22 protein-coding genes are annotated in these 26827 nt (G+C 60.4%); 10 read left to right on the forward strand and 12 right to left on the reverse strand.

Annotation, left to right across the window (positions count from 1 at the left end):
- Positions 1-21 precede the first annotated feature (21 nt).
- The 7 genes from hydE to EII23_RS01145 all read left to right on the forward strand — a co-directional run bounded on the left by hydE (position 22) and on the right by EII23_RS01145 (position 8315).
- On the forward strand, positions 22-999 hold the full coding sequence (gene hydE, locus EII23_RS01115; RefSeq protein ID WP_124791262.1) for a [FeFe] hydrogenase H-cluster radical SAM maturase HydE: 978 nt from the start codon (positions 22-24) through the stop codon (positions 997-999).
- The gene (gene hydF, locus EII23_RS01120; RefSeq protein ID WP_124791264.1) at positions 983-2263 is read left to right on the forward strand and encodes a [FeFe] hydrogenase H-cluster maturation GTPase HydF; all 1281 of its coding nucleotides are present in this window, start codon (positions 983-985) and stop codon (positions 2261-2263) included. The genes hydE and hydF overlap by 17 nt, the downstream gene beginning before the upstream one ends.
- Before the next feature lie 60 nt (positions 2264-2323).
- Positions 2324-3577: a [FeFe] hydrogenase, group A gene (locus EII23_RS01125; RefSeq protein ID WP_124791266.1), complete on the forward strand. Its 1254-nt coding sequence runs from the start codon at positions 2324-2326 to the stop codon at positions 3575-3577.
- A 12-nt stretch (positions 3578-3589) separates the two neighbouring features.
- Positions 3590-3970 (forward strand): iron hydrogenase small subunit, encoded by a 381-nt coding sequence (locus tag EII23_RS01130; RefSeq protein ID WP_124791268.1) that lies wholly within the window; start codon positions 3590-3592, stop codon positions 3968-3970.
- A 113-nt stretch (positions 3971-4083) separates the two neighbouring features.
- Entirely contained in the window at positions 4084-6180 is a 2097-nt protein-coding gene (locus EII23_RS01135; protein WP_124791270.1) for a ribonuclease catalytic domain-containing protein, read from the forward strand.
- A 19-nt stretch (positions 6181-6199) separates the two neighbouring features.
- On the forward strand, positions 6200-6814 hold the full coding sequence (gene plsY / locus EII23_RS01140; protein WP_124791272.1) for a glycerol-3-phosphate 1-O-acyltransferase PlsY: 615 nt from the start codon (positions 6200-6202) through the stop codon (positions 6812-6814).
- A 55-nt stretch (positions 6815-6869) separates the two neighbouring features.
- A complete protein-coding gene (locus tag EII23_RS01145; RefSeq protein WP_185702265.1) occupies positions 6870-8315 on the forward strand; it encodes a threonine synthase in 1446 nt (481 codons plus the stop codon).
- A 6-nt stretch (positions 8316-8321) separates the two neighbouring features.
- On the opposite strand, the gene EII23_RS01150 is transcribed toward EII23_RS01145, so the two are convergent.
- From EII23_RS01150 to EII23_RS01165, 4 genes are all read right to left on the reverse strand, one after another.
- On the reverse strand, positions 8322-9734 hold the full coding sequence (locus tag EII23_RS01150; protein WP_124791274.1) for a sigma-54-dependent Fis family transcriptional regulator: 1413 nt from the start codon (positions 9732-9734) through the stop codon (positions 8322-8324).
- A gap of 78 nt (positions 9735-9812) precedes the next feature.
- Entirely contained in the window at positions 9813-10754 is a 942-nt protein-coding gene (locus EII23_RS01155; RefSeq protein ID WP_124791276.1) for a glycyl-radical enzyme activating protein, read from the reverse strand.
- A 62-nt stretch (positions 10755-10816) separates the two neighbouring features.
- Complete coding sequence (locus EII23_RS01160) at positions 10817-13312, reverse strand: glycyl radical protein (RefSeq protein ID WP_124791278.1); 2496 nt, start codon at positions 13310-13312, stop codon at positions 10817-10819.
- Between the two features lie 134 nt (positions 13313-13446).
- Positions 13447-13701 (reverse strand): hypothetical protein, encoded by a 255-nt coding sequence (locus EII23_RS01165; RefSeq protein WP_124791280.1) that lies wholly within the window; start codon positions 13699-13701, stop codon positions 13447-13449.
- A 181-nt stretch (positions 13702-13882) separates the two neighbouring features.
- On the opposite strand from EII23_RS01165, the gene EII23_RS01170 reads away from it, so the two are divergent.
- The 3 genes from EII23_RS01170 (at position 13883) to EII23_RS01180 (ending at position 17678) form a co-directional block, all read left to right on the forward strand.
- Positions 13883-14884, forward strand: a complete 1002-nt coding sequence (locus EII23_RS01170) for a TRAP transporter substrate-binding protein (protein WP_124791282.1) — start codon at positions 13883-13885, stop codon at positions 14882-14884.
- Positions 14885-14948: 64 nt separating this feature from the next.
- On the forward strand, positions 14949-16808 hold the full coding sequence (locus tag EII23_RS01175) for a TRAP transporter large permease subunit (protein WP_124791284.1): 1860 nt from the start codon (positions 14949-14951) through the stop codon (positions 16806-16808).
- A 36-nt stretch (positions 16809-16844) separates the two neighbouring features.
- Positions 16845-17678 carry an amidohydrolase family protein gene (locus EII23_RS01180; protein ID WP_124791286.1) on the forward strand — a complete coding sequence of 278 codons (834 nt, stop codon included), beginning with the start codon at positions 16845-16847 and terminating at the stop codon, positions 17676-17678.
- Positions 17679-17923: 245 nt separating this feature from the next.
- On the opposite strand, the gene EII23_RS01185 is transcribed toward EII23_RS01180, so the two are convergent.
- From EII23_RS01185 to EII23_RS01220, 8 genes are all read right to left on the reverse strand, one after another.
- Positions 17924-18856 carry a 4Fe-4S dicluster domain-containing protein gene (locus EII23_RS01185; RefSeq protein ID WP_124791288.1) on the reverse strand — a complete coding sequence of 311 codons (933 nt, stop codon included), beginning with the start codon at positions 18854-18856 and terminating at the stop codon, positions 17924-17926.
- Positions 18849-19229 carry a hydrogenase maturation nickel metallochaperone HypA gene (locus EII23_RS01190; RefSeq protein ID WP_124791290.1) on the reverse strand — a complete coding sequence of 127 codons (381 nt, stop codon included), beginning with the start codon at positions 19227-19229 and terminating at the stop codon, positions 18849-18851. Before EII23_RS01190 ends, EII23_RS01185 begins: the two co-directional genes overlap by 8 nt.
- A gap of 48 nt (positions 19230-19277) precedes the next feature.
- Complete coding sequence (locus tag EII23_RS01195; protein WP_124791292.1) at positions 19278-20360, reverse strand: nickel-dependent hydrogenase large subunit; 1083 nt, start codon at positions 20358-20360, stop codon at positions 19278-19280.
- Positions 20357-20893 (reverse strand): NADH-quinone oxidoreductase subunit C, encoded by a 537-nt coding sequence (locus EII23_RS01200; protein WP_124791294.1) that lies wholly within the window; start codon positions 20891-20893, stop codon positions 20357-20359. Before EII23_RS01200 ends, EII23_RS01195 begins: the two co-directional genes overlap by 4 nt.
- 23 nt (positions 20894-20916) lie before the next feature.
- Positions 20917-21495: a 4Fe-4S dicluster domain-containing protein gene (locus EII23_RS01205; RefSeq protein ID WP_124791296.1), complete on the reverse strand. Its 579-nt coding sequence runs from the start codon at positions 21493-21495 to the stop codon at positions 20917-20919.
- Positions 21496-21558: 63 nt separating this feature from the next.
- A complete protein-coding gene (locus EII23_RS01210; protein ID WP_124791299.1) occupies positions 21559-22008 on the reverse strand; it encodes an NADH-quinone oxidoreductase subunit B family protein in 450 nt (149 codons plus the stop codon).
- Positions 22009-22018: 10 nt separating this feature from the next.
- Positions 22019-22990 carry a respiratory chain complex I subunit 1 family protein gene (locus tag EII23_RS01215; RefSeq protein WP_124791301.1) on the reverse strand — a complete coding sequence of 324 codons (972 nt, stop codon included), beginning with the start codon at positions 22988-22990 and terminating at the stop codon, positions 22019-22021.
- Positions 22987-26688 carry a complex I subunit 5 family protein gene (locus EII23_RS01220; RefSeq protein WP_124791303.1) on the reverse strand — a complete coding sequence of 1234 codons (3702 nt, stop codon included), beginning with the start codon at positions 26686-26688 and terminating at the stop codon, positions 22987-22989. Before EII23_RS01220 ends, EII23_RS01215 begins: the two co-directional genes overlap by 4 nt.
- Positions 26689-26827: the final 139 nt, after the last annotated feature.

Below are 26827 nucleotides of genomic sequence, written 5' to 3' on the forward strand. Positions count from 1 at the left end.
CACCTGTTCGCGGGAGGCGGCATGCGCCGGGAAGATATTCTCAAACTGCTGTTTGAAACGCCCTATGCGGAGCTTTGCGCCCGTGCAGACGCGGTGCGTCGGCGCGAAAAGGGAAGGCATGTTTTCGTTCGCGCTCTGATTGAGTTCTCGAACCACTGCGAGCGCAACTGCCGCTATTGCGGGCTGCGCGCAGCCAATACCGCGCCACGCCGCTATCACCTTGCAGAAAAAGATATCCTTGAAGCTGCAGAATACGCCGCAAATCTTGGGGCAGACACCATTGTTCTCCAGTCGGGCGAGGTTCATGACAATCCACAACGGCTTGCCCGCATCGTGGACGCCCTTCGTTTTCGCCTGCCCACAACGGCCCTTGCCCTCAGCGTCGGCGAACACCCGGCGTCTTCCTATGCCCTGTGGAAAGAAGCCGGTGCGTCCCGCTTTCTCCTGAAACACGAAACGGCAGACCCCGCACTCTACACATCCCTGCATCCGGGGCGCTCCCTGCAACAGAGGGTTGAGGCCCTGCATGCGCTGCGAAAGCTGGGGTACGAGGTTGGATCCGGCTTTATGGTGGGCCTTCCGGGGCAAAAACCGGAAAGTCTCGCAGACGATATCCTGCTGGCCAGATCTCTCCGCGTGGACATGTGCGGAGCAGGCCCATTCATCCCCCAGGCCGATACTCCGCTGGGGCATGAGGCCAGTGGATCCGCCCGTCTGTCCCTGCGGGTCATGGCAACGCTCCGCATTGCCCTCCCTTGGGCCAATTTGCCCGCCACCACGGCTCTGGCGACCCTCAACCCTGTGCAAGGGCAGCGGGAAGGGCTGCTCGCGGGCGGAAACGTGCTCATGCCGGGCTTTACCCCTCAAGCATACCGGCAAGAGTACCGCCTGTATGACAACAAGCGCCATATCGGCATGGAAGAAGTCCGACAGGTCATCGAATCCGCCGGGTACACACATTCCCTGCCGCAAAAGGAGGAATATGCTGGACACGCCTAAAGCCCTCAGGCTGCACATTGGCATCTTTGGACGCCGGAACGTCGGCAAGTCCTCATTGCTCAACGCGCTGACACGCCAAGCGGTTTCCATTGTTTCCGACACTCCGGGAACAACCACAGATCCTGTGGAAAAAACACTGGAACTGGCGCAGTTGGGGCCTGTTGTGCTTGTGGACACTCCAGGGCTGGACGACAGCGGAGATCTGGGCGCGCAGCGTATGGAACGCGCCCTTGCAGCCCTGCCCCGAATGGATGTCGCCCTGATCGTGACTGAAGGCGCCCTGTGGGGAAATTGCGAACAGTGGATCGCAACAATGCTCAAGAGTCAGGGCATCCCCTTTTTTGTGATCATGAACAAGGCAGACATCTTCCCCGCAGAAGCCGACAGCCTGCCCAACGGGCTCACAGGAGTGCCCCTTTCCACCAAAACAGGGCAGGGACTGGATGCCGTTGGCGACAAACTGGCCCTCTACGCCCAGGATGCGCTTTTGCACGAAACACGCCTGGTGGGGAATCTCCTCCCCAAAAACGGGCTGGCCGTTCTGGTTGTTCCCCTTGACCAGGGAGCCCCCAAGGGGCGACTCATCCTGCCCCAGGTACAAACTGTCCGCGATGTTCTGGACGGGCGGGGGCTTTGCCTTGTGACCACAGAAAAAGATTTGAAGACGGCCTTCTGCGCTCTGAAAAATACGCCGGATCTGGTCATATGCGATTCGCAGGCAGTCGGTCAGGTTGTCGCCGAAACGCCGCCCTCCGTCCCCCTCACGACATTTTCCATTCTTATGGCCCGGCTCAAGGGCGATCTGCCCACACTGGCCGCCGGAGCCGCAGCTATCGGCAGTCTCCGGCCCGGATCCGGCGTGCTCATGATGGAATCCTGTTCGCATCACCCTCACAAAGACGACATCGGGCGTGTCAAAATTCCCCGACTTCTGCAAGCGCAGGCCGGAGGCATGCTGCGTATCGGCATGTGCGCGGGCAAGGCCAACGGCAAAAACCTGAGCCAATGGGATCTCATTGTTCATTGCGGAGGCTGCGCCATCACGCGCAGGCAGATGCTCTTCCGGTTGCGGGAAGCACAGGAGTCCGGTGTTCCTGTAACCAATTACGGCATCGCCATTGCCTTTGTACGGGGGGTTCTGGAACGGGTGCTTGCACCCTTTCCGGAAGCTCTGTCGGCATATCGAGATGCTCGCCAGCATGCACCGGCACTGGCAAAAATCGGCATTTCACCCCCGAAGTGCCGGAAAGTCCAAAGAGAATAGCCTTGTTGCCCTGAACAAGGATTCCATTCTTCCAGAAGACGAACAAAAGGAGGATCAGCAATGGCACGCGTTATCATGGAACATGTGGAGTATGAACTCAACGTGCCCGAACCGGGGGTACAGCCTGACAGTTTGCACTTTGTGCAAATTGATCAGGAAAAATGCATCGGATGCGACACCTGCCAGCAATACTGCCCCACCGGGGCCATCTATGGCGAAACCTTCGATCCGCATGTCATCAAGCATCCGGAGAGTTGCATCAACTGCGGGCAGTGCCTGACGCACTGCCCTTCAATGGCAATCTACGAGGTTCGCTCATGGATTCCCGAACTGGAAAAAAAGCTCAAGGACAGCCATGTGAAATGCGTGGCCATGCCGGCTCCGGCCGTACGCTATGCGCTCGGTGAAGCATTTGGCATGCCTGTCGGAACCGTAACCACAGGAAAAATGCTGTCTGCTCTCAAGGCGCTGGGCTTCTCTCACTGTTGGGACACGGAATTTGCGGCAGACGTCACCATATGGGAAGAAGCCTCCGAATTTGTGGAACGCCTGGAAGGGCAAAAAAATCTTCCCCAGTTCACATCCTGTTGCCCTGGCTGGCAAAAATATGCCGAAACATTCTATCCGGAACTGCTGCCGCATTTTTCTTCCTGCAAATCCCCCATCGGCATGAACGGCGCTCTGGCAAAAACATATGGCGCGCAGCGGATGCAGTATGCCCCCAAAGACATTTACACCGTCTCGATCATGCCGTGTATCGCAAAAAAATACGAGGGATTGCGTCCGGAACTCAAAGCCAGCGGGCAACAGGATATTGATGCCACCCTGACAACCCGTGAACTGGCCTACCTGATCCGCAAATCGGGCATTGATTTCGCTGCTCTTCCGGACGGCGAGCGTGACAGCCTGATGGGAGAATCCACAGGCGGAGCCACCATCTTCGGTGTGACCGGCGGCGTCATGGAAGCGGCACTGCGTTTTGCATATCAGGCTGTTACCGGAGCGCGTCCGGACTCATGGGACTTCAAGCAGGTTCGTGGTCTGGATGGACTCAAGGAATATACCGTAACCATCAACGGAAAAGAGCTCCGCCTGGCTGTTGTGCACGGCGCCAAAAGATTCGCCGGAATCTGCGATCAGGTGAAGTCGGGAAATTCGCCGTACCATTTCATCGAATTCATGGCCTGTTCCGGCGGGTGCGTCTGTGGAGGAGGCCAGCCGCTCATGCCGTCCCTGTTGGCCTCGCTCGAACGCAAGGCTCTCGGCCTCTTTGCCGGGTTCAAAAAACGTCTTGCCCAAACTGCCAGAGTCTGAAGGAGAAAAACCATGTCACTCGCCACTGTAAGCCGACGCTGTTTTCTCAAGGGAGCATGCATGCTCTCGGGAAGCATTTTTTTCGGCATTCGCATGACCGGCAAGGCTGTTGCCGCAGTAAAGGAATTCAAGGAATACATGGGAGACCGCATTGGCAGCGTCTACGGTGCCGACAGGCAGTTTCTCAAACGAGCTTCCCAGGATAACGCGCAAGTACAGGCGCTGTACAAGTCCTTTCTGGGCAAGCCGCTCAGCCACAAATCAGAAGAACTGCTGCACACCCGATGGTTTGACAAGTCCGGCGCAATCAGGGAATTGACCGCCACAGACGCGTACCCCAACCCCCGACACATCAAGGAGTTTGCCAAGTACGGCTATCCATACGAAGAATAAGGCCAGAGCCTGCCCAAAGGGAGAAGCGGCCCGCCACACGCTCCGGCCTGCCCAAGACTTGCCAGAAGGGGAAAAATGGAGGAAAGTCCCCTTTTCAGCACTAAGGAGACGGCATGTCGGAGTGTGTGCGCTGCCCCGTTGTGGGCTGCGTGGTGGAATATCTGGAAGGCAACGCCGTGCAGATTGCCCTGGTGACCGAAGAGGTTGCCGGACGCCTGCGGCTTCTGCTGCCCAACCGCAGGGAAGTGCGGCTCAATGCCGCGCGCCTTCTGCCCTGGCTCGGACCGGTGCTGCCTGCCGGGCTGGGCCGCGACGATGCCGTGCGGGCGCTGGAGGCGCACAAGAAACTCCGGGAGGATCTGGCCGGGAGCATTCCCCTGCTGGAAACGTGGGAACTGGCCCAGGGCGAAGTCAGCGCCGCCCCTGCCGCCTGGTTTGCCGAACTGGCGCAAACCACCCCCTCGCCCGACCAGGTGTCCGCCTACGGACGCGCCCTTTTGTCCTGCAAGAGCCATTTCCGTTTTCAGCCGCCGGACTTTCAGGTCTTTTCCCAAGACATGGTGGAAAAACGCCTGCAGGAAGAAAAAATCCGCACGGAGCGCGAAGAACTGCTGGGCGGGGGCAATGCCTTTTTGCGCCTTCTGTGGGATGCGGCCTGCAACAGACGCCCGCTGCCGTCCGACCTGCCCGCGCTCTCTCCGCAGTTGGCCGAAAAAATGGAAAAAATGCTGCGGGAGCGCATGGCCGATCCCGAAAAAACCCACGACGACACCGAGTGGCGCCTGCTCTCCAAGGGGCTGCCCGATGAGCCGCACCTCCCCCTGCAACTGCTGACAGCCTGGGGCAAGGTTCCTCCCCACTACAATTTCTGGCTGGAACGCGCGGGATACGCGCCGGGGGACGCCTGGTGGGAGGATTTTCGCGCGGAAGTGGAATCCCTTGCCGCCCCCCTTGCCCCCGAAGAAGCCCAGCCATGCTCCCTGCCCTTTTTCAGCATCGACAGCGCCAGCACGCGCGATGTGGACGACGCCCTGCATATCTGCAACGACGGTGACGGCCATACCGTCACCCTGGCTCTGGCCCTGCCCGCCCTGCACTGGAATTTCGGCGGCCCGCTGGACAGGGCCGTCCTGCGCCGGGGCACCAGCATCTATCTGCCCGAAGGCGACTGCCACATGCTGCCGGAAATTCTGGGCACACGGGCCTGCTCGCTGCTGGCGGGCGAAAACCGCCCCGCGCTCTGCATCCGGACCCGCATTGACAGCGCGGGCGGCTTTTCCCCCTGCGAAATCCGCATCGCCTCGGTGCGCCTGGCCGCCAACCTGACCTATGAAGACTGCCAGGCCGTGCTGGACGCGCAGGCCCAGGGCGCTCCCCTGCCCCAAAATCCCGCCACAGCCCATGCTGCGCAACTTGCTCTGGGGCTGGAAGCAGCCCGCAAGCGCCAAGCCGCCCGCATTGCCGACGGCGCGGTGGTCATGGACAGGCCGGAACCCCACGTGACGCTGACAGGCGAAGGCGCGGACATTCGTGTAGACATTGAAGAAAACAGCCATGCTCCCGATGCCCAGATGCTGGTGGCGGAAATGATGATTCTTGCCAGCGCTGCCGTGGCCGACTGGGCCGTAGCCCAGCGCCTGCCCCTGCTCCACCGCGTGCAGGACGTGGCCCTGCCCAGGGAATATGCCGGTGTCTGGAGCAGCCCGCAGGACATGACGCGCATCATGCGCGCGCTCGTTCCTTCCGGGCTGAGCGTGCAGGCGCGGCCGCACGCGGCTCTGGCCCTGCCCCGCTACGCCCCGGTCACGTCCCCCCTGCGGCGCTACCCGGATCTGGTCAACGAGGCGCAGATCATCCACTTTCTGCGCGCCGGAGCCCCCCTGTGGGACGAGCCCGGCCTTGCCGCCCTTCTGGGGCTTCTCTCCCCTGTGCTGGAAGCCGCCGGGCAGGTGCAGCGCTTCCGCCCGCGCTACTGGAAACTGCTGTATTTTCGCCAGCAGGGGGACAAGACATGGTGGCCGGGTGTCATCACCGAAGAAAATGACGCCTTTGTGAGCGTCAGCCTGCCGGATCAGGGCATTTTTGTGCGCGGCAGGCGGCGTCTGTTCGACGAAAGGGCCTGCCCCGGCATGGCCGTGCGGGTGCGCGTGGGCAAGGTGGTTCCCCTGTACAACGAGATTTCCGTTCTGGAGGCCGCTCCGGCGGAATAACCGCGCCCTCGGAGAAAATATGCAGGAATTCTTGTGGATCGCGCTGGCGTACGGAGCAGGCTCCGTACCGTGGGGGCTGCTCATCGCCCGCACATTCTGCGGCATTGACCCCCGCACAAGCGGCAGCCGCAACACCGGAGCCACCAACGTGGCGCGGCTGTGCGGCTTTGGCTGGGGCGTGGCCACTCTGGCCTGCGATGTGCTCAAGGGTGCTGTGCCCGTATGGCTGGCCCTGCGCGCCGGTCTGCCCCCCGTCTTTGTGAGCGCGGTGGGCATGGCCTGCATTGCGGGGCATGTGTTTTCCTGCTTCATGAAGTTCCGGGGCGGCAAGGCCGTGGCCACCAGCATCGGGGTATTTCTGCCCCTGGCCTTCTGGCCCCTGCTGGCGGCCTGCGTTCTCTGCCTTCTGGTCATCTGGCGCAGCGGCTATGTGTCGCTGGGTTCCATGACCCTGGTGACCGCGCTACCCGCAGCCCTGGCCGTGGGGCAGGAATGGGCGTGGCTGCCTCTGGCGCTCTGCGTCTGGGTTCTGGTTCTCTGGAAACACCGCGAAAATATCGCCCGGCTGCGCGCCGGGACGGAAAAAACCTGGAAAAAAGCCTCCCCCGCCTCCAAGGACGGTTCCGGTTCGTAGGCTTTTGTTTTTCACCATCTCACGCGGCGCCGTCCGCACCCAAGGAGCTTGAGCCATGAGCCATCCGGATTTTCCGACCTATCGCGGCCGCATGGAATATGTGTGTCTGGAATGCAATGCGCGCTATCCCGGTGACGACCTGCTGTACACCTGCCCCTGCTGCGGGGGCGTCTTCCTGCTGGAAAATCTGGACTTCGACCGCCTGAAAGAACGCAGCGGAGCGCAGTGGCGGGAACTTTTCGACGCCCGCGCCACCAGCCGCAGCACTGCCCTCAGGGGAATTTTCCGGTACTACGAATTGCTGGCCCCCCTGCCGGATGAAGAGGACATTCTCTACCTTGGCGAAGGATTCACCCCTGTTGTGGAAGCCGCCCCGGCCCTGCGCGACCGTGTGGGAGTGCCCTTTGCCTACAAAAACGACGGGCAGAACCCCAGCGCCTCCTTCAAGGACAGGGGCATGGCCTGCGCCTTCAGCTATCTCAAATGGCTCTGCCGCCACCGCCAGTGGGATGAAGTGCTCACCGTCTGCGCTTCCACGGGCGACACCTCGGCTGCTGCCGCCCAGTATGCCGCCTATGCGGGCGCGCCGCTCAAATCCGCCGTGCTTCTGCCCCACGGCAAGGTCACACCCCAGCAGCTTTCCCAGCCTTTGGGCAGCGGAGCCGTTGTGCTGGAACTGCCGGGAGTGTTTGACGACTGCATGAAGGTGGTGGAGCTTCTGGCCGAAAACTACCGCGTGGCCCTGCTCAACTCCAAAAACAGCTGGCGCATTCTCGGCCAGGAGTCCTACGCCTATGAAACCGCCCAATGGTACGGCTGGGACATGACCGACCTCTGCCTCTTTGTGCCCATCGGCAATGCGGGCAATATCACGGCCGTCATGTCGGGCCTGCTGAAAATGCTGGATCTGGGCATCATCACATGCCTGCCCCGCGTCTTTGGCGTGCAGTCGGCCCATGCGGACCCTGTCTGGCGCTACTATGACGCGCCCGTCGGCACACGGCACTGGGAACCTGTAACCGTCACGCCCAGCGTGGCCCAGGCCGCCATGATCGGCAATCCCGTGTCGTTTCCGCGGGTGCGGCAACTTGCGGAAACTTTTGTGGAAAAGGGCGGAGAAAAGGCGTTTCAGGTGCTCCGCGTCAGCGAGCAGCAGATCATGGACGCCACGATTCTGGCCAACCGCCACGGGCACATTGCCTGCACCCAGGGGGGAGAATGCCTGGCCGGTCTGCTGAGCGCCAGACAACTGGGGCTGATCAGCGGCAACGAGCGCGCGGTGCTGGACGCCACAGCCCATATTCTCAAGTTTTCCGGCTTTCAGGACATGTATTTCGGCAATACCTTCCCGCCGGAGTACGGCATTACGCCGGACACAAGCCTGGCCAACAGGCCGGAACTCCTCCTGCCGCAGGACGCCCGCACAGGGCGCGATGTGGCGGAATTCGCCCGCATGGGGGCCGAAGCCGTGGTGCGCCGCCTGGGCCTGAACCCCAGATAGGCAACGTCAGGCGTCCTGCCCGCTCCTGCGGTCAGCCCCTTGCAGTTTGCGGAACACTGTGCTGCGGTTGATCTGAAAAAGAGCGGCCACCCTCTGCACGGAGCCGTGAACTTCAATGGCCTTGAGCAGGAAATCCCTTTCCAGTTCGGCCATGATCTCCTTGAGCGGACGACGTGCAGTGAGAATTTCCTCGGGGTAGCGTGCGGCGGACAAGCTGATTCCGGACAAATGCGCGGGCAGGTCACGCGGGGCAATGAGCGGGCCGGTATGGGTGATGACCAGACTGTGCACAAGGTTCTGCAGTTCACGCACGTTGCCCGGCCAGGAATACGCGGCCATCATGTCCAGGGTAACGCCCATGAAGGCGATACTCTTGTGGTATTTGGCCGTGTATTGCCGCAAAAACCTTTCGGCAAGAACGCGCACATCCTCCGGCCGCTCGCGCAGCGGAGGAATGGTGACTGTGACCACATTGAGCCGATGGTACAAATCCCGCCGGAACGCCCCCTCCGCCACGCTTTGCGCCAGATCACGGTTGGTGGCGGCAATGACGCGCACGTCCACCTTGCGCGGGCTGGCCCCACCCACACGCATGATCTCTCCGTCCTGCAAAACGCGCAAAAGACGCGTTTGCATGGTAAGCGGCAGTTCGCCCACTTCGTCCAGAAAAATCGTACCGCCGTCGGCCATTTCAAAGTACCCGGCCTTCCCCTTGCTGGACGCTCCGGTAAAAGCGCCCGGCATGTAGCCGAACATCTCCGATTCTGTCAGCGCCTCGGCAATCCCCCCGCAGTCCACCTTGAGAAAAAGTTTTTCCCCGCGCGCGGAAAGGCTGTGGGTCAAGCGCGCGAAAACATCTTTTCCCGCCCCGGTTTCACCCAGAATCAGCACTGTGGCGTCCGTACCGGCGACCCTGTGCAACAGGGAAACCACATCGGCCATGACCGGGCTGGCAAACGTCGGCTCGTCGCCCTTGTTGTTCTCCTGGGTAATGTAGACCAGCCTGTCGTTGATCTGGTCAAGGAGTTTGCACTGCTCCGTTACCTGATCCTGAAGGCTGGTCAGAAGGGTGATATCGCGGGCCAGGGTGACCACAAGGCAGAGAGTTCCCCCGGAGTCATAGACGGGAAAGCCCGTGAGCGCCAACCTTTTGCCGTTTTTCAGATTCTGGACATGGGTGACGGATTTTCCCGTGCGCACAATCTCGGGATTGAGGATATGGTCAAAAATCCCCTCCTCCAGCAGATCACGGACATTTCTGCCCTGCACATGCTCCTGCCTGAGTCCTGTAAGCTGCTCATACATGCGGTTGACGCGCAGGGTAACCCCAGCGGCATCGCTGATGAACACGCCATCGGGCAGGGCGTCGAGGATGCGCTCCACATGCAGCGCAAGAATGTCGGAATGTCTTGCGGCCATCACGTTCACCGGGAAAAAGGAGCCCGCCCGCAAATCCGCGCTTCTGACGGGGCAGCGACCGGGGCACCGGCCTCCCTGTCATCCGGGGATCTGCACGCGCTCGCCCAGAATATCCAGGGCAACGCCCTGCAGGGCACGGAACAGATCCTTGCCCAGTTGCGCGTCTCCCAAGGGTGCTTCGCGCCCCAGAAAGTGATATTTTTGCGTTCCCAGCCGGTGGTAGGGCAGAAGCTCATACCTGATCCGCCCGAACGGCCTGACGAAATCCGCTATGGCTGCAATGGCCTCCGGCGTGTCGTTGACGCCGGGAATCACCGGCGTGCGGGCCAGGACGGGAACCTCCGGAAAATCATCGGCCAGAATACGAAAATTGTCCAGAATGCGGGCATTGGAACACCCGGTCTGCGCTTTGTGGACCGCGGCATCCATATGCTTGAGATCAAAAAGAACATGGTTCAGGCAGGAGGCAGCCTCACGCACAACGTCCGGTGCGACCATGCCGCAGGTTTCCACCGCGGTCTTGATGCGGCGCTTGCGGGCTTCGCGCAACAAGGCCAGGGCAAAGCTGCCCTGCAACAGGGGCTCGCCGCCGGAGAGGGTCAACCCTCCCCCGGAACGGGAATAAAAGGCCATGTCCTGCTCCACCACCCGCAGCACTTCGTCCACGCTTTTTGGCTGGCCGTAGGCGAGCAGGCCCTGGGCCGGGCAGGCCTGCACACAGGGCAGGGAACATCCCGTGCAGTGGCTGCGGTCAATGGAAGGCTTTCCGTCACTTCCTTCCGCAATGGAGCCGTGAGGACAGGCAGGCAGGCAATGCCCGCACTTGCCCAGCGAAAGACAGCGTCCGGCATTGTAGGCCAGTTCGGGAAAGCCGCTCTGCGATTCGGGATTGCTGCACCAGCGGCAGGCAAGACTGCATCCCTTGAGAAAAACAATGGTTCTGATGCCCGGCCCGTCGTGCACGGAATACTTCTGGATATTGAACACCATTCCCTGCTGCCGGGCATCTTCCTGTTCCATCTTCTTTTCCTCTGGAGTGTGCAAGAGGTGCAGGGCGCAGGCCCTGCACCTCTTGTTGTGTATTACATGACGTCGTGTTCCGTACGGGCGATGAGATCATTCTGCAGATCAGGCGACAGATCCACAAAATAGGCACTGTACCCGGCAATACGCACGATGAGGTTGCGGTATTTCCGGGGATCTTTCTGCGCGGCCAGCAGAACGTCCTTGTTCAGCACATTGAACTGCACATGCCAGAGTTTGAGATCGCAGAAGGTGCGGATGAAGGAAACCAGCTTTTCCGTGCCCTGTTCCCCTTCCACACATTTGGGCGTGAACTTGATGTTCAGCATGCGGGCGGCGCGGTCACGCATGCCCATGTTTTTGGTATTGTGATTGGACAGCAGCACCGCCGTGGGACCGTTGACATCGGCACCGTGCGAAGCGGACGAACCGTCAGACAGGGGAAAACCGCTCACGCGCCCGTTGGGCGTGGCCGAAACCACCTTTCCAAACGGCACATGAGAGGTAAAGGGCACATAACGCACATCATTGTGCATGCCCAGATCGCTCATGGCGTACTTGTTGCCATATTCCACGGACAATCTGTCGATCTCGCGGCCAATGGCATCGGCATACGGATCATTGTTTCCGTAGCAGGGCGCGGAGCGCAACAGGGCCTGCACGTCCTCATAGCCTTCAAAATCGGCATCAATGGCGGCAAGCAACCTGTCCATGCTCAGCCTTTTCTCCTCAAAAACCAGCTTTTTTACTGCTGCCAGAGAATCCACCACCGTACCAAAGCCCATATACTCGAAATATCCAAGATTGATACCTTCGGGAATCTGCTCCTGATGCAGGTCAATGCAGTGCTTCATGCACAGATCGTGCATGGCGGATCCCATGGGCTGGGCAAAATGCCCGGCGCGCAGCTTGTTGATGAGGTACTGCTGGGTAAAGGCCGTCTTGAGAAAAAGCATGTGCTGGCGCACGTATGCATTCCAGAATTCGTCCCAGGTTGTGAACGTGCGGGGGTCGCCGGTTTCCACGCCGAGCAGTTCGTCGCCGTATTTCTTCATGCGTCCGTTGCGCAAAACCATTTCCACGGCAGCGGCGAAATTGATGTAGGCGCCGCCCGACGTATAGGTATCGCGGTTGGGCATACGGGCTTCGGTGCAGCCGGAAACCGCGTAGTCCAGCGCCTCCTCGAAGGTGGCACCCTTGGAAACATAGAGAGGCACGACCTCCTCGTCGTTGATGAGCTTGGGAAAGCCCGATCCGTACTTGATGGTTTCGGCAACTTCCCAGAGGTAGCGTTCCGGCGCGCGGGAATGGATGCGGGCCGCCAGATCGGGATAGTGCAGAGGAAATTCCCGCTTGGACTTGAGGATGAGATAGGTCAGATCATTGGCCGCATCGCGTCCGTCAGGGGTCTGTCCGCCCACGGTTACTGCCTCCCAGTGGGCATAACCTTCGTTGAAAGCTCCCCCCGTGGGAGAAATGTACATGTCAATGAACTCGGCCATGCCCACCCACATGCACTCCAGAAGCTCCATGGCCTGAGCTTCGGTGATCTTGCCCGCAGCCCGGTCCTGGCTGTAGTAGGCATAAAAATACTGATCCATCCTGCCGTTGGAAATGGTTGTGCCGGTTTTCTGCTCAAGGCGCGAAAACATCTGCGTAAACCACTGGCTTTGGCAGGCTTCCCAGAAATCACGGGCTGGTTCCCCCGGCACACGCTCGGCGTTGTCTGCCATGCGCAAAAGCTCGGCTTTGCGCACGGGGTCGGCTTCTTTCTGCGCCTTTTCACGGGCAAGCTCCGCATGACGTCGCGCCCAAAGCACAATGGCCTCACACACAATGACCACAGCCTCAAGAAAGGGGCGCTTTTCGCGGTCATCCCTGGCGCTCAAGGGATCAAGGGCCGCCAGCCTTTCCCGGGCTTCCCTCCTGATGTCATTGAATCCGCGCCTGAGAACCTTTTCGTAGTCGTGTACCCACTGGATGGACGAACGGAATGAAGACGTTTCGTTGACAATAAAGCGGGAAACAAGGCCCTGCGGGTCATCGTAGGTCAGCTTGTGGACTTCGGGCGGCAAGGCCGCATTGAGGGCTTCATGATATGTTTTTCCTTTCCAGTAGGGGGCGATTTCTTCCACGACACGCCTGGCGTCCTCGGGGGTGATGGTGGCCGGAGAGGTTTCGCGTGTGGGCAGATCGCGCACGGCAATATCCAGAAAATCTCCGTCCAGTTCGGGATACAGGATGCCGTAACGACCATCGCATCCGGCACGCCCCAGCAAAAGCTGGCCGTCCTGCACATGGACAGTAATGTTTTTGGCAATGTGCATGAGCGCCTTGGCCCAGCGCAGAACCAGCGGCTGCCCCTCGGTTTCGCGCATGGATTGGGTGAAGTACAGCGCCCGTTCAATATCAATGCGCGGTTTCTGCCCTTCAAAACGTTCCAGCAGGGCAAACACGCGGGAATGGCTTTTGCGGAATCTGTCTTCTCTGCCTTCCATCTGCTCCTGCAGGCGCTGTTCCTGGGGGGAACGGCATTCACAACTGACTGTATTCATAACGCGACTCCTGAGGTACTTTGTGTTTGTACGCACGAAAACCATAACAAGGATACCGGGCAAACTACCGGAAAGCATGCCTTGCGGCCGCTCTGACCAGTGCATGGGATATGCCAATTTTCTATCCCGCTGAATTACTGTCCTTTTTTCAAGAGGTCGTTCTTTTTTTTCACAAGGCCGGAAAGAAAACTTTCGCTGTGGCGCAAATTTGCACCAGACAGGAATATTTCCTGGCTCATGGGCGGAAGAATCCGACGCAAAATTGCGACTTTTCTCAATTTTCCTGTTGCAAATACTGTAACATTCCAAAATATATAGAAAAATATTTTTTGCACATATCTTTTATCAAAAAAAGTTCCTGTTCCTGACAGATGCATCTTTGCAACCATCGTGGATCGACTGCACGACAAAAAGAAAACTTTCCGTTTCAATATACTGATATATATAATTTTTTATAAAACTCCCTTCAAAAACCATTCCTTTTCCTTGGCACATATCGTGCAAAATCCAAAAATCACAAGCTGGGGACGTGCGCTTTCATCTTTCACCCGTACCATATTGGGAGGAATCATGTATCAGAAAATCCTTTCCGCTGTTTTCGTGTGTCTCGGGTTGCTGGTATTTTCCCAGGACGCTCTGGCCAAAAAACCTCTGACCCTGCGCCTTGGTCACCCCATGGCGCCGGGCAACAACGTTACCGTTGGCTATGAAAAGTTCAAGGAACTGGTGGAGAAAAAGAGCGATCGCTCCATACGCATCCAGATTTTCGGCAATACCCAGTTGGGCAGCGACCGCGTTACCACGGAAGCCGCCCAAGCCGGAACCCTGGACATGTCCTCCAGTTCCACGCCCAATCTCGCAAGTTTTTCCAAGGCCTACATGGCCCTTGACCTTCCGTACATCACGTTTGAAAAGAACCAGGAAAAACTCTACCGGGCACTGGACGAAGGGGAGCTGGGCAAGGCTCTGGACAAGGTTGCCGAAAGCATCGGCCTCAAGGCCATCATGTACAGCGAATACGGCTACCGCAACTTTGTGAGCACAGCAAAACCGCTGAATGCCGTCAGCGATCTCATGAACCTCAAGATCCGCACCACGGACTCGCCTGTGGAGGTGGCAGTCGCCACGGAACTGGGCATGAACCCCGCGCCCGTGGCCTGGGGTGAAACCTATACCGCCCTGCAACAAGGCACCGTGGACGCGGAGGGCAACACCTTTTCCCTGCTCAACGACGCCAAGCATACCGAAGTGCTGAAGTATGCCATGGATTCCCAGCACAACTATTCCATGCACGTTCTGCTCATGAACAAGAAAAAATGGGACAGCCTGACTCCCGATCAGCAGAAGATCATCAGCGAGGCCGCCCGCGAAGCCCTGATCTGGCAAAGAGCGGAAAGCGTGAAGCTGGAAAAGAAGGCTTGGGAAGCCTTCAAGGAAAAAGGCATCGTCATCCATCGCCTGACCGGGGAACAGCGCGCGGAACTGGTCGCCAAAACAGAATCTGTGCGCCAAAAGTTTGCCAAGGAAATCCCGGCTGACATCCTGGCCCTCATCGCCGCAACGCAACAGTAAATGACGCAGGGGGCCTGAACCGTGTCCGGTTCAGGCCCCCTGCTGCAAGGACGTGGGGGGACGTATGGAAGGCGCAAGGCAAAAAACGGGTCTGCTCCACTGGCTGGACAAAAACTTTGAAAATATTTTCATGGTGTCCGGCCTGTTGAGCATCATCCTTTTCATAAGCTGGCAGGTCGTCTACCGCTATATCATCACAAAATTCATTGACCGTGCGGGAGCCGCCGTCTGGACGGAAGAACTTGCACGCTACATCTTTATCTGGATTTCCTATCTGGCCCTGTGCGTGACCATCAGAAAACGCTCTTCCATCAGGGTGGATATCCTGTATGACAAGATGCCGGAACGCTGGCAGCAGATCAGCTGGATCGTGGTGGAAAGCCTCTTTCTGGCCCTCACGGCTGTCATTGCCTTTTTCGGCTGGGGGCAGATCGAACGCCTGATGCGCTTTCCCCAGTACACGACGGCCATGGGCCTTCCCTATCTGATCCCCTATCTTGTCCTGCCCTGCGGCTTCGGCCTGATGTGCCTGCGCCTTCTGCAGTCCCTGACGGCCCAGATGCAAAAATGCGGTATCCACGACTCGCTTGCGGGATTCACTTTCGCAGCTCTGATTGTCTCGCCCTGTTTTCTCCTTGACTATATCGAGCCGCTCACGGCTCTTTTCGGCTATTTTGCCGTCCTGTGCCTCGTGGGCGTGCCCATCGCCATCAGTCTGGGGCTGTCTACCCTGGCGACCATCATCAGCGCCGACACCCTGCCCATCGAATACATGGCACAAGTGTCTTTCACCTCCATCGACAGTTTCCCCATCATGGCCATTCCCTTTTTCATCGCGGCAGGCGTATTCATGGGCGCGGGCGGCCTCTCGCGCCGCCTGCTCAGACTGGCCGATGAAATTGTCGGCGGACTGTACGGCGGCATGGGCCTTACGGCCATTGTGACCTGCATGTTCTTTGGCGCCATCAGCGGCTCCGGCCCGGCAACGGTTGCCGCCATCGGGGCACTGACCATACCGGCCATGATCGAAAGAGGCTACGACAGGTTTTTCTCCGCCGCTCTGGTGGCCGCCGCAGGCTGCGTGGGCGTCATGATTCCGCCGAGCAACCCCTTTGTGGTCTACGGAGTGTCGGCCCAGGTTTCCATCGGAAACCTTTTCATCAGCGGCATCGTGCCCGGTGTCATGACCGGACTCGTGCTCATGGGCTATTGCTACTTCTACTCCCGCAGCCGGGGCTGGCGGGGAGAAAGCAAGGACCGTACCGTGCACAGCCTGTTCAGGGCCGGATGGGAGGCCAAGTGGGCGCTCATGGTGCCCGTCATCGTGCTGGGCGGCATTTACGGCGGCGTCATGACGCCCACCGAAGCGGCTGCCATTGCCGCCCTCTACGGCCTTGTCTGCGGAACTCTTCTCTACCGTGAAATGGATCTCAAGGCCGTTGTCAACTCCTGCGCGGAAGCGTGCGAAACGTCCTCGGTCATCATTGTGCTCATGGCCATGGCAACCCTGTTCGGCAACATCATGACCATTGAGGACGTGCCCGGTTCCATTGCCAGAGCCATCCTCAGCCTTACGGAAAGCAAAATTGTCGTCCTGCTGCTCATCAACGCCCTGCTCCTCATTGTGGGCACATTCATGGAAGCCTTGGCCGCCATCGTCATCCTGACGCCCATCCTGCTGCCCGTGGTCACCGGCGTTGGCGTTTCTCCCCTGCACTTCGGCGTTATTATCGTGGTCAACCTGGCCATAGGCTTCATCACACCGCCGGTGGGGGTCAACCTCTTTGTGGCCAGCGGCGTGGCCAAGGCAAAGCTGGAAAAAGTCGCAGGCATGGTGCTGCCCATGATCGGCCTGATGCTCATCGTGCTTCTGGTCTGCACCTATCTGCCGGAAGTGCCGTTATACCTGGTGAGCGGAAAATAAACCGGACGAAGCCCGTCCGCATCCAGAGAAAAACACATGAAAATCATCGATTTCCGATTTCGTCCCAATACACCGGAAATTCTTGACGGCATCAAAAAAAGCTCCATGTTCAAAGCGGCCTGCAAGGCTATCGGTTTTGATGCGCGCAAACCCCAGGCACTGGAAGATATTGTGAAAAATCTTGACGAACTGGGGGTGGAAACAGGCGTCATCACCGGGCGGGACTGTGAAACAACCTACGGTTCCCCTTCCAACAACCCGAGCGTGCTGTCCTTCTGCCGCGCCTTCCCCGGAAAATTCGCGGGCTTCTGGGGCATTGATCCGCACAAGAAAATGGCGGCAGTGCGGGAAATTGTCCACGCTGTCACCGAATACGGCATGAAGGGCATCGCCGTTGATCCCTATCTGGCGCACATTCCCGCTTCTGAAGCCCGCTTTTACCCCCTCTACGCCAAATGCTGCGAGCTTGACGTCCCTGTTTTCATCACCATGGCCCCGCCGCCACAGGTACCCGGAGCCATTCTGGAGTACGCCGACCCCCGCGATGTGGACAAGGTAGCCAGAGATTTTCCGGAACTGACCCTGATCATGAGTCACGGCGGCTATCCCTTTGTCAGTGAAGCCGTCCATGTCTGCCAGCGCAACGCCAATGTGTACATGGATATCTCGGAATACGAGCGCGCACCCATGGCGGAGGTGTATGTGCAGGCCATGAACGACAGTATCGGCGACAAGGTGCTCTTTGCCAGCGCACACCCCTTTGTGGAACTGACCGATGCCCTGGCGGCCTACGCGGCCTTTCCTCTCGGCGAAGAAGTGCGCCGCAAGGTCATGTACGAAAATGCCCGCCGGATACTGAAAATGGCCTGAGCCGGACGTAAAATTCCGGTTTTGAAACGCCCTGTTTTTTCCGGATGCGGCGTTTTCTGTCTTCCCTGAAGCGCCCATTGATCAGAAAGCCCCGTGCGGACCGCACGGGACTTTCTGATCAATGACAAACTCCGCTTTGCGGAGGCTGCCCCAGCCGCAAAAGGGCTTGACCACACCGCGTCCTGCCCGCGGTTTTCGCGAGCAGACTCAGACAGCACACCGGGCCAGTGCCCGGCGTGAGGGCATCAACCCTTCTTTTTGTCGGACGCGCTTTTTTCCTTTGCGGTTGCCGGTTTTTTCCTTGCGGCAGGCGCAGGAGCGGCCTCTGCAGGATTTTCCGCGGCGGCTTTTGCTTCGGCTTTCGGCTCTTCCTTTGCCAAAGCCTTTTCCTGCGCTTTTTCCGCGGGCGGAGGAGAGTCCGGCCCGGAAACCGCCGGGGGAGCCACAATTTTTTCCGCAGGGGGCCGGGCCTCGCGCTCCGCAGGAGGCGGAGAGTTTTTCTCCGCAGGGAGATCCGGAGCCTTGACCGCCGGCGCGGCGACAGCTTCGCCGCCTCTTTCCAGCGCAGCCGGAGCAGGAGCCTCCGCCCTGGCGGGGGCTGCCTCTGCTTGCGGTGCGTCCGCCGCCTTGGGCACGGCCTTTTTCTCCGGCTTGGGAGCCTCCACCACAGTGCCGTCCGCCAGCACAAGAGAAAGGGCGTGCGCCGGGCAGGCTTCCATGCAGGCCGTAATGCGCTTGCCGCTTTCCATACGCCAGGCACGGCACATGTCGCAACGCACGGCAACCTCGCGCCTGGCGCGCTGGGCCAGGGTTTCTCCTTCGTTGCCGTCCACAGAAGGCATGCCGATGGTTTCCATGGTGATGGTTCCATACGGGCAGGCCGCCATGCACATTTTGCAGGCAACGCAGTACTGGACGCGCATGATGATGCGCCCCTGCTCGTCCTGCTGCAAGGCCCCCGTGGGGCAGACGCTGACGCAGGGCGCATGGGGGCACTGGTGACAGCGCACCGTGGTTTTGAAACCGTCGGCTTTCACCACCTGAACGCGCGCCACCAGTTCGTCGCGATGCTTCATGGCTTCCTTGAAGCTCATGCCGTGGTGCGAAGCAATACAGGCGATTTCACAACGGCGGCATGCACGGCATTTGTCGGGTACAACCTGAATGTGTTCAGTCATGGTTTTCCTCTGATGCGACTTCCAGAGCCAGCAGGGTCAGCCCGTGGCCCCCGGTGAAATGAATATTTTCGCCGCCGCACGCGGAACAGGCGAAGTGCCGTCTGGTCAATGCAAACCGGTACCCGCAGTCCCGGCAGGAACAGTCCAGGGGTGCCGTGCGCAGAACAAGGCGCGCCCCTTCGGCTTCTGTACCCTCGGCCAGCAGTTCAAAACACGCGGAGAGGGCCTGCGCCTCCACACAGGCCAGCAGCCCCAGCTCGCAGCGGATTTCCCGTATGCGGATTGCCGGAGCATGCGGCCGGGCGGCATTGTGCTCCCTGACGGCTTTCAGCGCCATGCCCAGCAGGCTCTGCGCCAGCGTGGCCTCGTGCATCTGTTCCTTCCATCCCGCCGCAAAACGGCAAGACGTTCCGCGGCCCCCTTAGCGTTCCGTGCAGGAAACACAGGGGTCAATGCTGTTGGTGATCAGGGCCACATCCGCCACCTTGCAGTCGTGCATCATGACGCCCAGGGCCTCCCAGTTCATGTAGGAAGGCACGCGCCACTTGAGGCGCGCCGGAATGTCCGTGCCGTTGGTGCGGATGAAATAAAAGACCTCACCGCGCGGGGCTTCCGTGCGGGCGCAGGCTTCTGCCGTGCGGATCTGGCGCATGGGCGCGGCAAGCTCGCCTTCGGGCATGCGCTCCACGCACTGCCGGACAAGGCCGATGGATTCAAAAATTTCGTGCAGCCGCACCATTGTCCGGGAATGGATGCAACAGCCCTGCCGCACAATGGTCTTGAAGTTCAACTCGCCGTACGCGGCGTAGGGGGAATCCTTGCGCACATCCATGACGATGCCCGAACCTCTGGCCACCGGCCCCACCACGCCCAGCCGCACGGCATCCTCACGCGGCAGCAGCCCCAGACCGCGCGTTCTGCCCAGCACCATGCCGTTGGATTCATAGATCTCCCGGATCTCTTCCACCTGCGGCTCCAGTTTGTCCATCACGCCGAGCATGTAGCCGAGCATCTCGCGGTCCACATCGTACTTGACGCCGCCAATGCAGTTTGCGGCCAGGTTCATGCGGTTGCCGTACACGGTTTCCTTCAAATCCTGCATCATTTCCCGCACTTCCATCACGTGCATGAACAGGGACTTGAAGCCGATGATATGCGCCTGAATGGCCGTATTGAAAAGATGGGAAGAAATGCGCTTGATCTCTTCGGCCATGACGCGCAAATAGCGGGCGCGCGGCGGAATGACAATGCCCAGCACGTTTTCCACAGCCATGCAGTAGGTAAACGAATGGCTGTTGGAACAGAGGGAGCAGACCCTTTCGGTCAGGGTGACGTTCTTGAGCAGATTGCGCTGCGTGGCCATGGCTTCCATGCCGCGGTGCACATGGCCGGAGGTCAGCTCCACCTTGCGGATATTCTCTCCTTCCACCGTAAGGTGAAAGTAGACCGGCTCCTCCAGGGCAACGTGCACAGGCCCCAGGGGCATGGTGAATGTGGTGGTCATGAGCTTTTCTCCTTGTCCTTGAGAATGCGCTCCCAGAGATCGGTGGTGCAGGCCCCGTTCATCATGATGGACAGGGGAACAGCCTCGTTGAGGATGCCTTCGTCCAGTTCCTCGTCCAGAAAAAGGCGGCGCGGATTGGGATGGTTGGTGACCTGAATGCCGTACAGCTCCATCATTTCCCGCTCATGCCAGTCGGCATTGGCAAACAGGGGCGTGATGGAGGGCACGGTGGGCCATTCGCCGTTGAGGGTCACTGTCATGTTGTAGACAATGCCTTCCAGTTCAAAATGGTAGCAGACTTCCTGCATGGGCTCACTGAGCTGACGGCGGTTGTAGGCCGTTGTCATGCACAGGCGCGCTCCGGCCTTGTGCATGACCGCCGCCGCCTCCTGAAGCATGCGGGGAGTGTCCAGGCGGAACCAGTGAAAGGCATTGCCAAAACTGTCCGCACCGTGCCGTATGGCATCGTCGGCCGAGCAGAGGGCCGAAAGCCCGTCGATAATCCGGGCGTTGCCGTTGATCGTGAATTGCATGCGTACTCCGCGGGCCGTGCCCGCTATTCGTTGACAATCATGGCAGAAGTGACTTCCGCGCTCTGGCTGGGGCCTGTGGCGGCAGGAAGAGTGCAGGCCGTGCGCTTGGCGTCTTCCAACTGCCGGCAGGCAGGGCAGATTTTGCGGATCACTTCCGGATCAATTTCCGTGTTGTGGGCATAGATGCGCCGCGCCACTTCGGCGGGCAAAGGCCGCATGAGTTCGCCGCAGTGGGCGCAAGGCTCGTATTTGATGACCTGCCTTTCCAGCCGGGCGAACCGCTCCGATTCGGGATGGGCCGAATGCCAGTCGTTGGTGATGCTCATGGCCCCGGTGGGGCAGTAGTGCCTGCACGAGGCGCACAGACAACAGGAATTCTGCCAGATGGTGATGGCAAATCCTGACCTGTCGGGCAGGGGAGAAATGTTGATGGCTCCCGCAGCGCAGCTGTGGCGGCACATGCCGCAGCCCATGCACAGTTCCGGATCAACCCTGGCCCTGCCGCGCAGCTTTTGCGGGGTAAACGTTTCCCCCAGAGGGAAAGGGTCCGTGCTGGGGCCTTCCAGCAGGTTGCGGAAAAGAACTTTCAGAAAGCCCGCCATGATACTCTCCTCCACAGCAGCGGCCCGCCGCGCGGGCGCTGCCAACATTGACGTATTGGGGCCTCAGCCTTCCACACCCAGCTTTTTGAGCCAGGCGTCGCGGGCCAGCAGAACTCCCTCCAGAATGGCCTGGGGGCGGGGCGGACAGCCGGGCACATTGACATCCACCGGGATATACCGGCTGAGAGGCCCCTCAATGGAGTACCCCTCCCGGAAAACCCCGCCGGAAATGGGACAAATGCCCACCGCCACCGTGATCTTGGGTTCGGGAATCTCCTCCCAGACGCGCAGCACCCGGTCGCGCACCCTGGTGGTCAACGGTCCGGTGACGAGCACAATATCCGCATGCCGGGGGCTGCCGCAGTAGCGGCATCCCAGCCTCTCCACGTCATAGCGGGGAATACAGGCCGTTGTGGCCAACTCCACGTCACAGCCGTTGCACGATCCGGCATTGATGCGGAACAGCCAGGGCGAACGTACGGAAAGTTTTTTGAGCGTATTTTCCAACGACACGGGAGCCTCCTTACATCACCCAGACCAGAACAAGGCTGCACAGGGCCAGAGCCGTGGGCACGGTCAGATAAAACCGGAAAGCCTGATCAATGCGAAAGCGCCCTGTGGCCGACTTGACCAGGGTCAGCGCCACCAGCATGAGCGCCAGACACTTCAGCAGAAACCAGACCAGATTCACCAGCCAGAAGCCGGAGATGGTCCCCGGAAAGAAAAGAGCCACGCCCAGCCCCAGCACCACAAAAGTCTTGAGCGCGGACGTGATCTGGAAAAGAGCCAGCAGAGGGCCGCCGTACTCCAGCAGCGGGCCTTCGATGATTTCCGTCTCTGCCTCGGGAATGTCAAAAGGCACAACGCCCATGGTGCCGGGCAGAAAAATCAGATAGGCCAGCAGGGCCGGGACCATGGCCGGATTGAAGCCGAAAGAGCCTGCCTGCTGCTGCCAGGCAACGATTTTGAGCAGGGAGAATTCTGCCCCCCAGGCGCCGCCGTTGAGGGCCTTGCCCGTGAGCATGGCCACTGTCAGCAGGACCATGAGCAGAGGCACCTCATACGCCAGCATGAGCAGCATTTCGCGCGAAAAACCCACGGCTCCGAAAGGCGAGCTGGAGGCGGATCCGCCCAGCATGATGGCCATGGCGGGAATGGGGAGCAGGTAAAAAATCACCAGCAGATCGCCCATGTTGAACAGCCCGTCGTACACTCCGGCAATGGGGATGAACGCCGCGCACACGGCCATGCCCGCAAAGCCGAAAACCGGCGCCAGCAGAAAGGCCGGGCGGCAGGCCGTTTTGGGGATCAGAGTTTCCTTGGTCAGCAGCTTGGCCACGTCCAGCCAGGGCTGGATCAGGGGCGGGCCCACACGGCGTTGCAGGCGCGCCTCCACCCGGCGGTCCAGCCCCTTGAAAAACATGGCCACCATCAGGGCAAAAACCCCGCCGGGAAAAACGCACATATGCAGGAGGGCAAGCAGGGTATCGCTCATGAGCGTGTCTCCTCGGCGGTTGTGTCGCCGCCCAGCAGGCGGGTAAGGCCGCCATAGATGCTGGAGGGCGCCATGCGGCTTGTGGCCGTTTCGGGCGGCAGGCCGCAGGTATGAACATCTATTTCGCGCAGGCGGGTGAAGCGCAGCACAAACCAGCGTCCCGCGGCGAAGGCCAGAGCCATCATCACGAACATGCCCGTGGCGTTCCAGGCGCCGGGGCCGGAAAGAACGCCCGACAGGCCCACATCAAGAGAAGCCAGACCGTACTCGGCCAGCACGGAATTGATGGTTCCGAGCGCCAGACCGGGGAACACGCCCGTAAGCACGCACCCCGCCCCCAGAATGGCCATGGGAACGCGCATGATGCGGGGCACCTCCTGCACGCTGTCCAGGTCTCTGGCTGGCTGGCCCAGAAAGGCCGCGTGCAGGAACTTGGCAATATAGGCCATGGTCAGCACACTGCCCACAAGGGAAAGCAGGGCCAGGAAAGGCTCTCCCGCCTCCATGAGGGCGTGGTAGATGAGCCATTTGGAGGAAAAACCGCTGGTGGGCGGTACGCCGACCACCGAAAGACCGGCAATGGCGAACATGCCCAGGGTAAAAGGCATCTTGCGGCCAATGCCGCCGAGATCGTGCAGCGTTTCGCGGTGCGTGGCAAACATGACGGCCCCGCACACAAGAAACAGCAGGTCCTTGAAGAACACATGGTTGATGACGTGCAGCAGACCGCCCGCATAGCCCAGCGCGCCGCCTGCGGCCACGGCCAGCACCATGTAGCCCAGTTGGCTGACCGTGGAATAGATGAAGATCAGCTTGAGGCCGTTGCTGCGCAGGGCCTGCACAGCGGCCATGATGATGGTGATCCCGCCGATCCACATCACCGCGGTGGTGATGACGCTCTGCTCCACGGCGCCCAGAATGCCCGCAAGGGCCATGCCGCCGCCCAGAAGCAGAAAGAGCTTCACCAGACCAAGAATGGCGCTCTTCAGGAGAACCGAAGAAATATAGCCGGATACGGGCGTGGGGGCCAGGGCCGGATGCATCTGCCAGTCAATACGGAAAGGCAGTTGCGCGGCCTTCATCACAAAGCCTGCGGCCAAAAGCCCCATGCCCAGCCAGGCGGCGCTCTGCGGCAGCCCCGCAAGCCCGCCTTTCAGGGCCGTCGCGGCAAAGGGCACAGACGGCCCCAGCACGCACACGCCCACAAAAATGAATCCCGCTCCGGCCACGTTGAACAGAAAGTACTTGAAGGCCTCGCGCAGCGAAGCCTTGTCGCCCTCATGGGCAATGGCCAGATACAGCGTCCATGAGCTCATGATTTCCCAGAACAGGAAGAAACTCAGCAGATACTGGCTGGCGGCCATGCCCACAAGCCCGCCGCACATGGCCGTAAAAGCGCAGTAAAAACGCCACTGGCGGTGGCTGTGCTCCATGTAGCCCAGAGCATAGGCCATGTTCAGGGCGCCCAGCAGGGGCACGATCAGGGCAAAGCAGAAAGACAGGGTGTCCAGCCCCCGCCCGAACAAGAGCACCAGCAGGGCTGTTGCCAGCAAAATGCCCACACAGACCCAGCCCGCCTTTTTGCGGTCCCGGCGGTACAGGGCCGGCAGCACCGCGCCGAAAACCGGCAGAAGCACATACACCGGCCACGAAACGTTCATCACCCGCAGCAGGGGCGCGTCACCGGGATTGGGCGCAAAGCAGAGCGAGGCCACCGGCTCCACAAGCGCCAGAGCAAGCTGCGGCGCAAGCCCCAGCAGCACGCAGAGTCCGGCCAGAACCACAAGGCTCGCCTGCATGCCGCGCGGCGCTTCTTCCAGCACGGGCAGATGGGCCGGTCTTTCCTCGAACACCAGGGTTTTGAGAATGCGCGTGTAGTACACAAGCCCCACAAGGGAGCCGCCCAGTATGAGCGCCGCCAGCCAGAGATGCTCTGCGGCAACGGCAGCCTGGATCATGAGAAACTTGCTGTAGAACGCGCCGAAGGGCGGCAGGCCCATGATGCTCACAAGGCCGATGGCCATGCAGGCCACTGTCACCGGCATCTGGCTGCCCAGCCCGCGCAGGTCCGACAGTTTGCGGCTGCCCGCGCGCAGGATGAGCGCGCCCGCTCCCAGAAAGAGCAGATCCTTCATGACGGCGTGGTTGACCATGTGCCAGAGGCCGCCCGCAGTGGAAAGCCATGTGCCGATGCCCAGCGCCAGGGCGATTTCGCCGATCTGCCCCAGCGTGGAATAGGCCAGCATGCGTTTGATGTCGTCCTGGAGCAGGGCCATGATCTCGCCGTACAGCAGGGTGGCCGCGCCCATGCACACAATGCCCGTGCCCAGCCAGGAAAAGCCGAACAGGCCGGGCATGTCCGCTGTCATGGGCCGCGCCAGCAGCACGGCCACAATGCCGAATACGCCCATCTTGGTGATGACGCCCGACAAGGGTCCGGACACCGAAGAAGGCGCGGCCGGGTGGGCGTCGGGCAACCAGGAGTGCAGGGGCACCAGACCGGCCTTGACCCCGAACCCGGCCAGACAGAGCAGAAACGCCCACGGCAGCACCGGGTGAGGCAAGCTTTCCTGCCCCAGCAAAAGCAGGCCCGGCAGCATAAGCAGCGCGCCGCCCGCGCACATCACATAATATTTGAGGCCCGCGGCATAGGCGCTGCGGTTGCCTTCATGCACCACCAGAAAATAGGAGGCAAAGGTCATCAGCTCCCAATAGCCGTACATGCCCTCGGCATGGGAGGCGGAAACAATGCCCGCCAGCGAGGCGAAGGTCAGCAGCAGGAAAAACCAGTACCGCCCTTCGCGCTCGCGAATGTAGCCCCGGGAATAGACGCTGACCAGCAAACCCACTGTGCAGAGCATGACCAGAAAAAGCCGGGCCTGCGGAGCGGCGGGAACAGCCAGGGCAACAGCCAGAGCCAGAGCCGCGCACGCCGTGCCCACCAGGGAGGCATGTCGCGATTTGATCCAGAAGGCTCCGGCCGTCAGAAAGGCGCCCAGATAATAACACCAGTATGCCGGATGCACAGCGGCATGCGGCAGAGAAACTCCCCCGCCCGCGCCCAGAAAATCCGTCAGGGGGCCGCGCAGAAACCCCATGAGGACCACTGCGGCCGCGCTTGCCGCAAGAACAGACAAACCGCCGCCGGGAGCTCCCCAAAAAGCGGGTTCGCCGTTTCCGCCTTCCAGCACAACGCGGCGCACGGCATCCACATACAGCCATACAAAAACCGTGGTGCTCAGGGCCATGACCAGCAGGGCGGGCAGCCCTCCGGACACCGGCCCCACAAGCCCCGCGGCAATGGCCATGCGGGCCTCGGGCACAAGAAAGGGTGATCCGCCCACCGAGGCCAGCAGCCCCAGGGCAAAGGCCGCGGCTGTCCAGGGATGCCGCCCGGCCATGCCGCAAACATCGGCTGTCTGCGCCTCGCGGTCCATCCCCGCCGGACTCAGGCGGGCCAGCGCCGCCCATGCGAGCAAACGGCTTGCCGTTTGAAACAGAACAAAGAGCCACAGGCCCGCACCGCCCGCATTCAGGGCCAGACAGACCACGCCCACGTCATGCAGACCGCCCCAGAGGATGGCGCGGCGCAGTTGCTGCCGCTGCTGCACTGCCCGAACCGTTGCATACAGCATCAGGGCTGTGCCCGTCAGGAGCAGCAGCAGAGAACCGCCGCCCGTAAACAATGATTGCGTCATGTGTTTCCCCGTGGTTTGCGGAGCTTGCGCCGTCCGGGCCGCAAAGTGCTTTTTCCGCTTCCGGCCCTTTGTGAAAAAGGTCTTCCCCCCGGCGCAGACACTCTTTTGTCAAAAAACTACACCCTCTGCAAAAAAAAAA

Source organism: Desulfovibrio sp. OH1186_COT-070 (assembly GCF_003860215.1).
In the GTDB taxonomy this organism is placed as follows: domain Bacteria; phylum Desulfobacterota; class Desulfovibrionia; order Desulfovibrionales; family Desulfovibrionaceae; genus Desulfovibrio.

Bases quoted from the DNA above. Each gene is read 5' to 3' on its own strand.
- hydE (WP_124791262.1), top strand. From the start codon at position 22: ATGCGCCGGGAAGATATTCTCAAACTGCTGTTTGAAACGCCCTATGCG.
- EII23_RS01200 (WP_124791294.1), bottom strand. From the start codon at position 20,893: ATGCAATTCACGATCAACGGCAACGCCCGGATTATCGACGGGCTTTCG.
- hydF (WP_124791264.1), top strand. From the start codon at position 983: ATGCTGGACACGCCTAAAGCCCTCAGGCTGCACATTGGCATCTTTGGA.
- EII23_RS01160 (WP_124791278.1), bottom strand. From the start codon at position 13,312: ATGAATACAGTCAGTTGTGAATGCCGTTCCCCCCAGGAACAGCGCCTG.
- EII23_RS01170 (WP_124791282.1), top strand. From the start codon at position 13,883: ATGTATCAGAAAATCCTTTCCGCTGTTTTCGTGTGTCTCGGGTTGCTG.
- EII23_RS01180 (WP_124791286.1), top strand. From the start codon at position 16,845: ATGAAAATCATCGATTTCCGATTTCGTCCCAATACACCGGAAATTCTT.
- EII23_RS01195 (WP_124791292.1), bottom strand. From the start codon at position 20,360: ATGACCACCACATTCACCATGCCCCTGGGGCCTGTGCACGTTGCCCTG.
- EII23_RS01135 (WP_124791270.1), top strand. From the start codon at position 4,084: ATGTCGGAGTGTGTGCGCTGCCCCGTTGTGGGCTGCGTGGTGGAATAT.
- EII23_RS01150 (WP_124791274.1), bottom strand. From the start codon at position 9,734: ATGGCCGCAAGACATTCCGACATTCTTGCGCTGCATGTGGAGCGCATC.
- EII23_RS01220 (WP_124791303.1), bottom strand. From the start codon at position 26,688: ATGACGCAATCATTGTTTACGGGCGGCGGTTCTCTGCTGCTGCTCCTG.
- EII23_RS01215 (WP_124791301.1), bottom strand. From the start codon at position 22,990: ATGAGCGATACCCTGCTTGCCCTCCTGCATATGTGCGTTTTTCCCGGC.
- EII23_RS01165 (WP_124791280.1), bottom strand. From the start codon at position 13,701: ATGGTTGCAAAGATGCATCTGTCAGGAACAGGAACTTTTTTTGATAAA.
- EII23_RS01145 (WP_185702265.1), top strand. From the start codon at position 6,870: ATGAGCCATCCGGATTTTCCGACCTATCGCGGCCGCATGGAATATGTG.
- EII23_RS01125 (WP_124791266.1), top strand. From the start codon at position 2,324: ATGGCACGCGTTATCATGGAACATGTGGAGTATGAACTCAACGTGCCC.
- EII23_RS01190 (WP_124791290.1), bottom strand. From the start codon at position 19,229: ATGCACGAGGCCACGCTGGCGCAGAGCCTGCTGGGCATGGCGCTGAAA.
- EII23_RS01205 (WP_124791296.1), bottom strand. From the start codon at position 21,495: ATGGCGGGCTTTCTGAAAGTTCTTTTCCGCAACCTGCTGGAAGGCCCC.
- EII23_RS01175 (WP_124791284.1), top strand. From the start codon at position 14,949: ATGGAAGGCGCAAGGCAAAAAACGGGTCTGCTCCACTGGCTGGACAAA.
- EII23_RS01155 (WP_124791276.1), bottom strand. From the start codon at position 10,754: ATGGAACAGGAAGATGCCCGGCAGCAGGGAATGGTGTTCAATATCCAG.
- EII23_RS01130 (WP_124791268.1), top strand. From the start codon at position 3,590: ATGTCACTCGCCACTGTAAGCCGACGCTGTTTTCTCAAGGGAGCATGC.
- EII23_RS01185 (WP_124791288.1), bottom strand. From the start codon at position 18,856: ATGACTGAACACATTCAGGTTGTACCCGACAAATGCCGTGCATGCCGC.
- plsY (WP_124791272.1), top strand. From the start codon at position 6,200: ATGCAGGAATTCTTGTGGATCGCGCTGGCGTACGGAGCAGGCTCCGTA.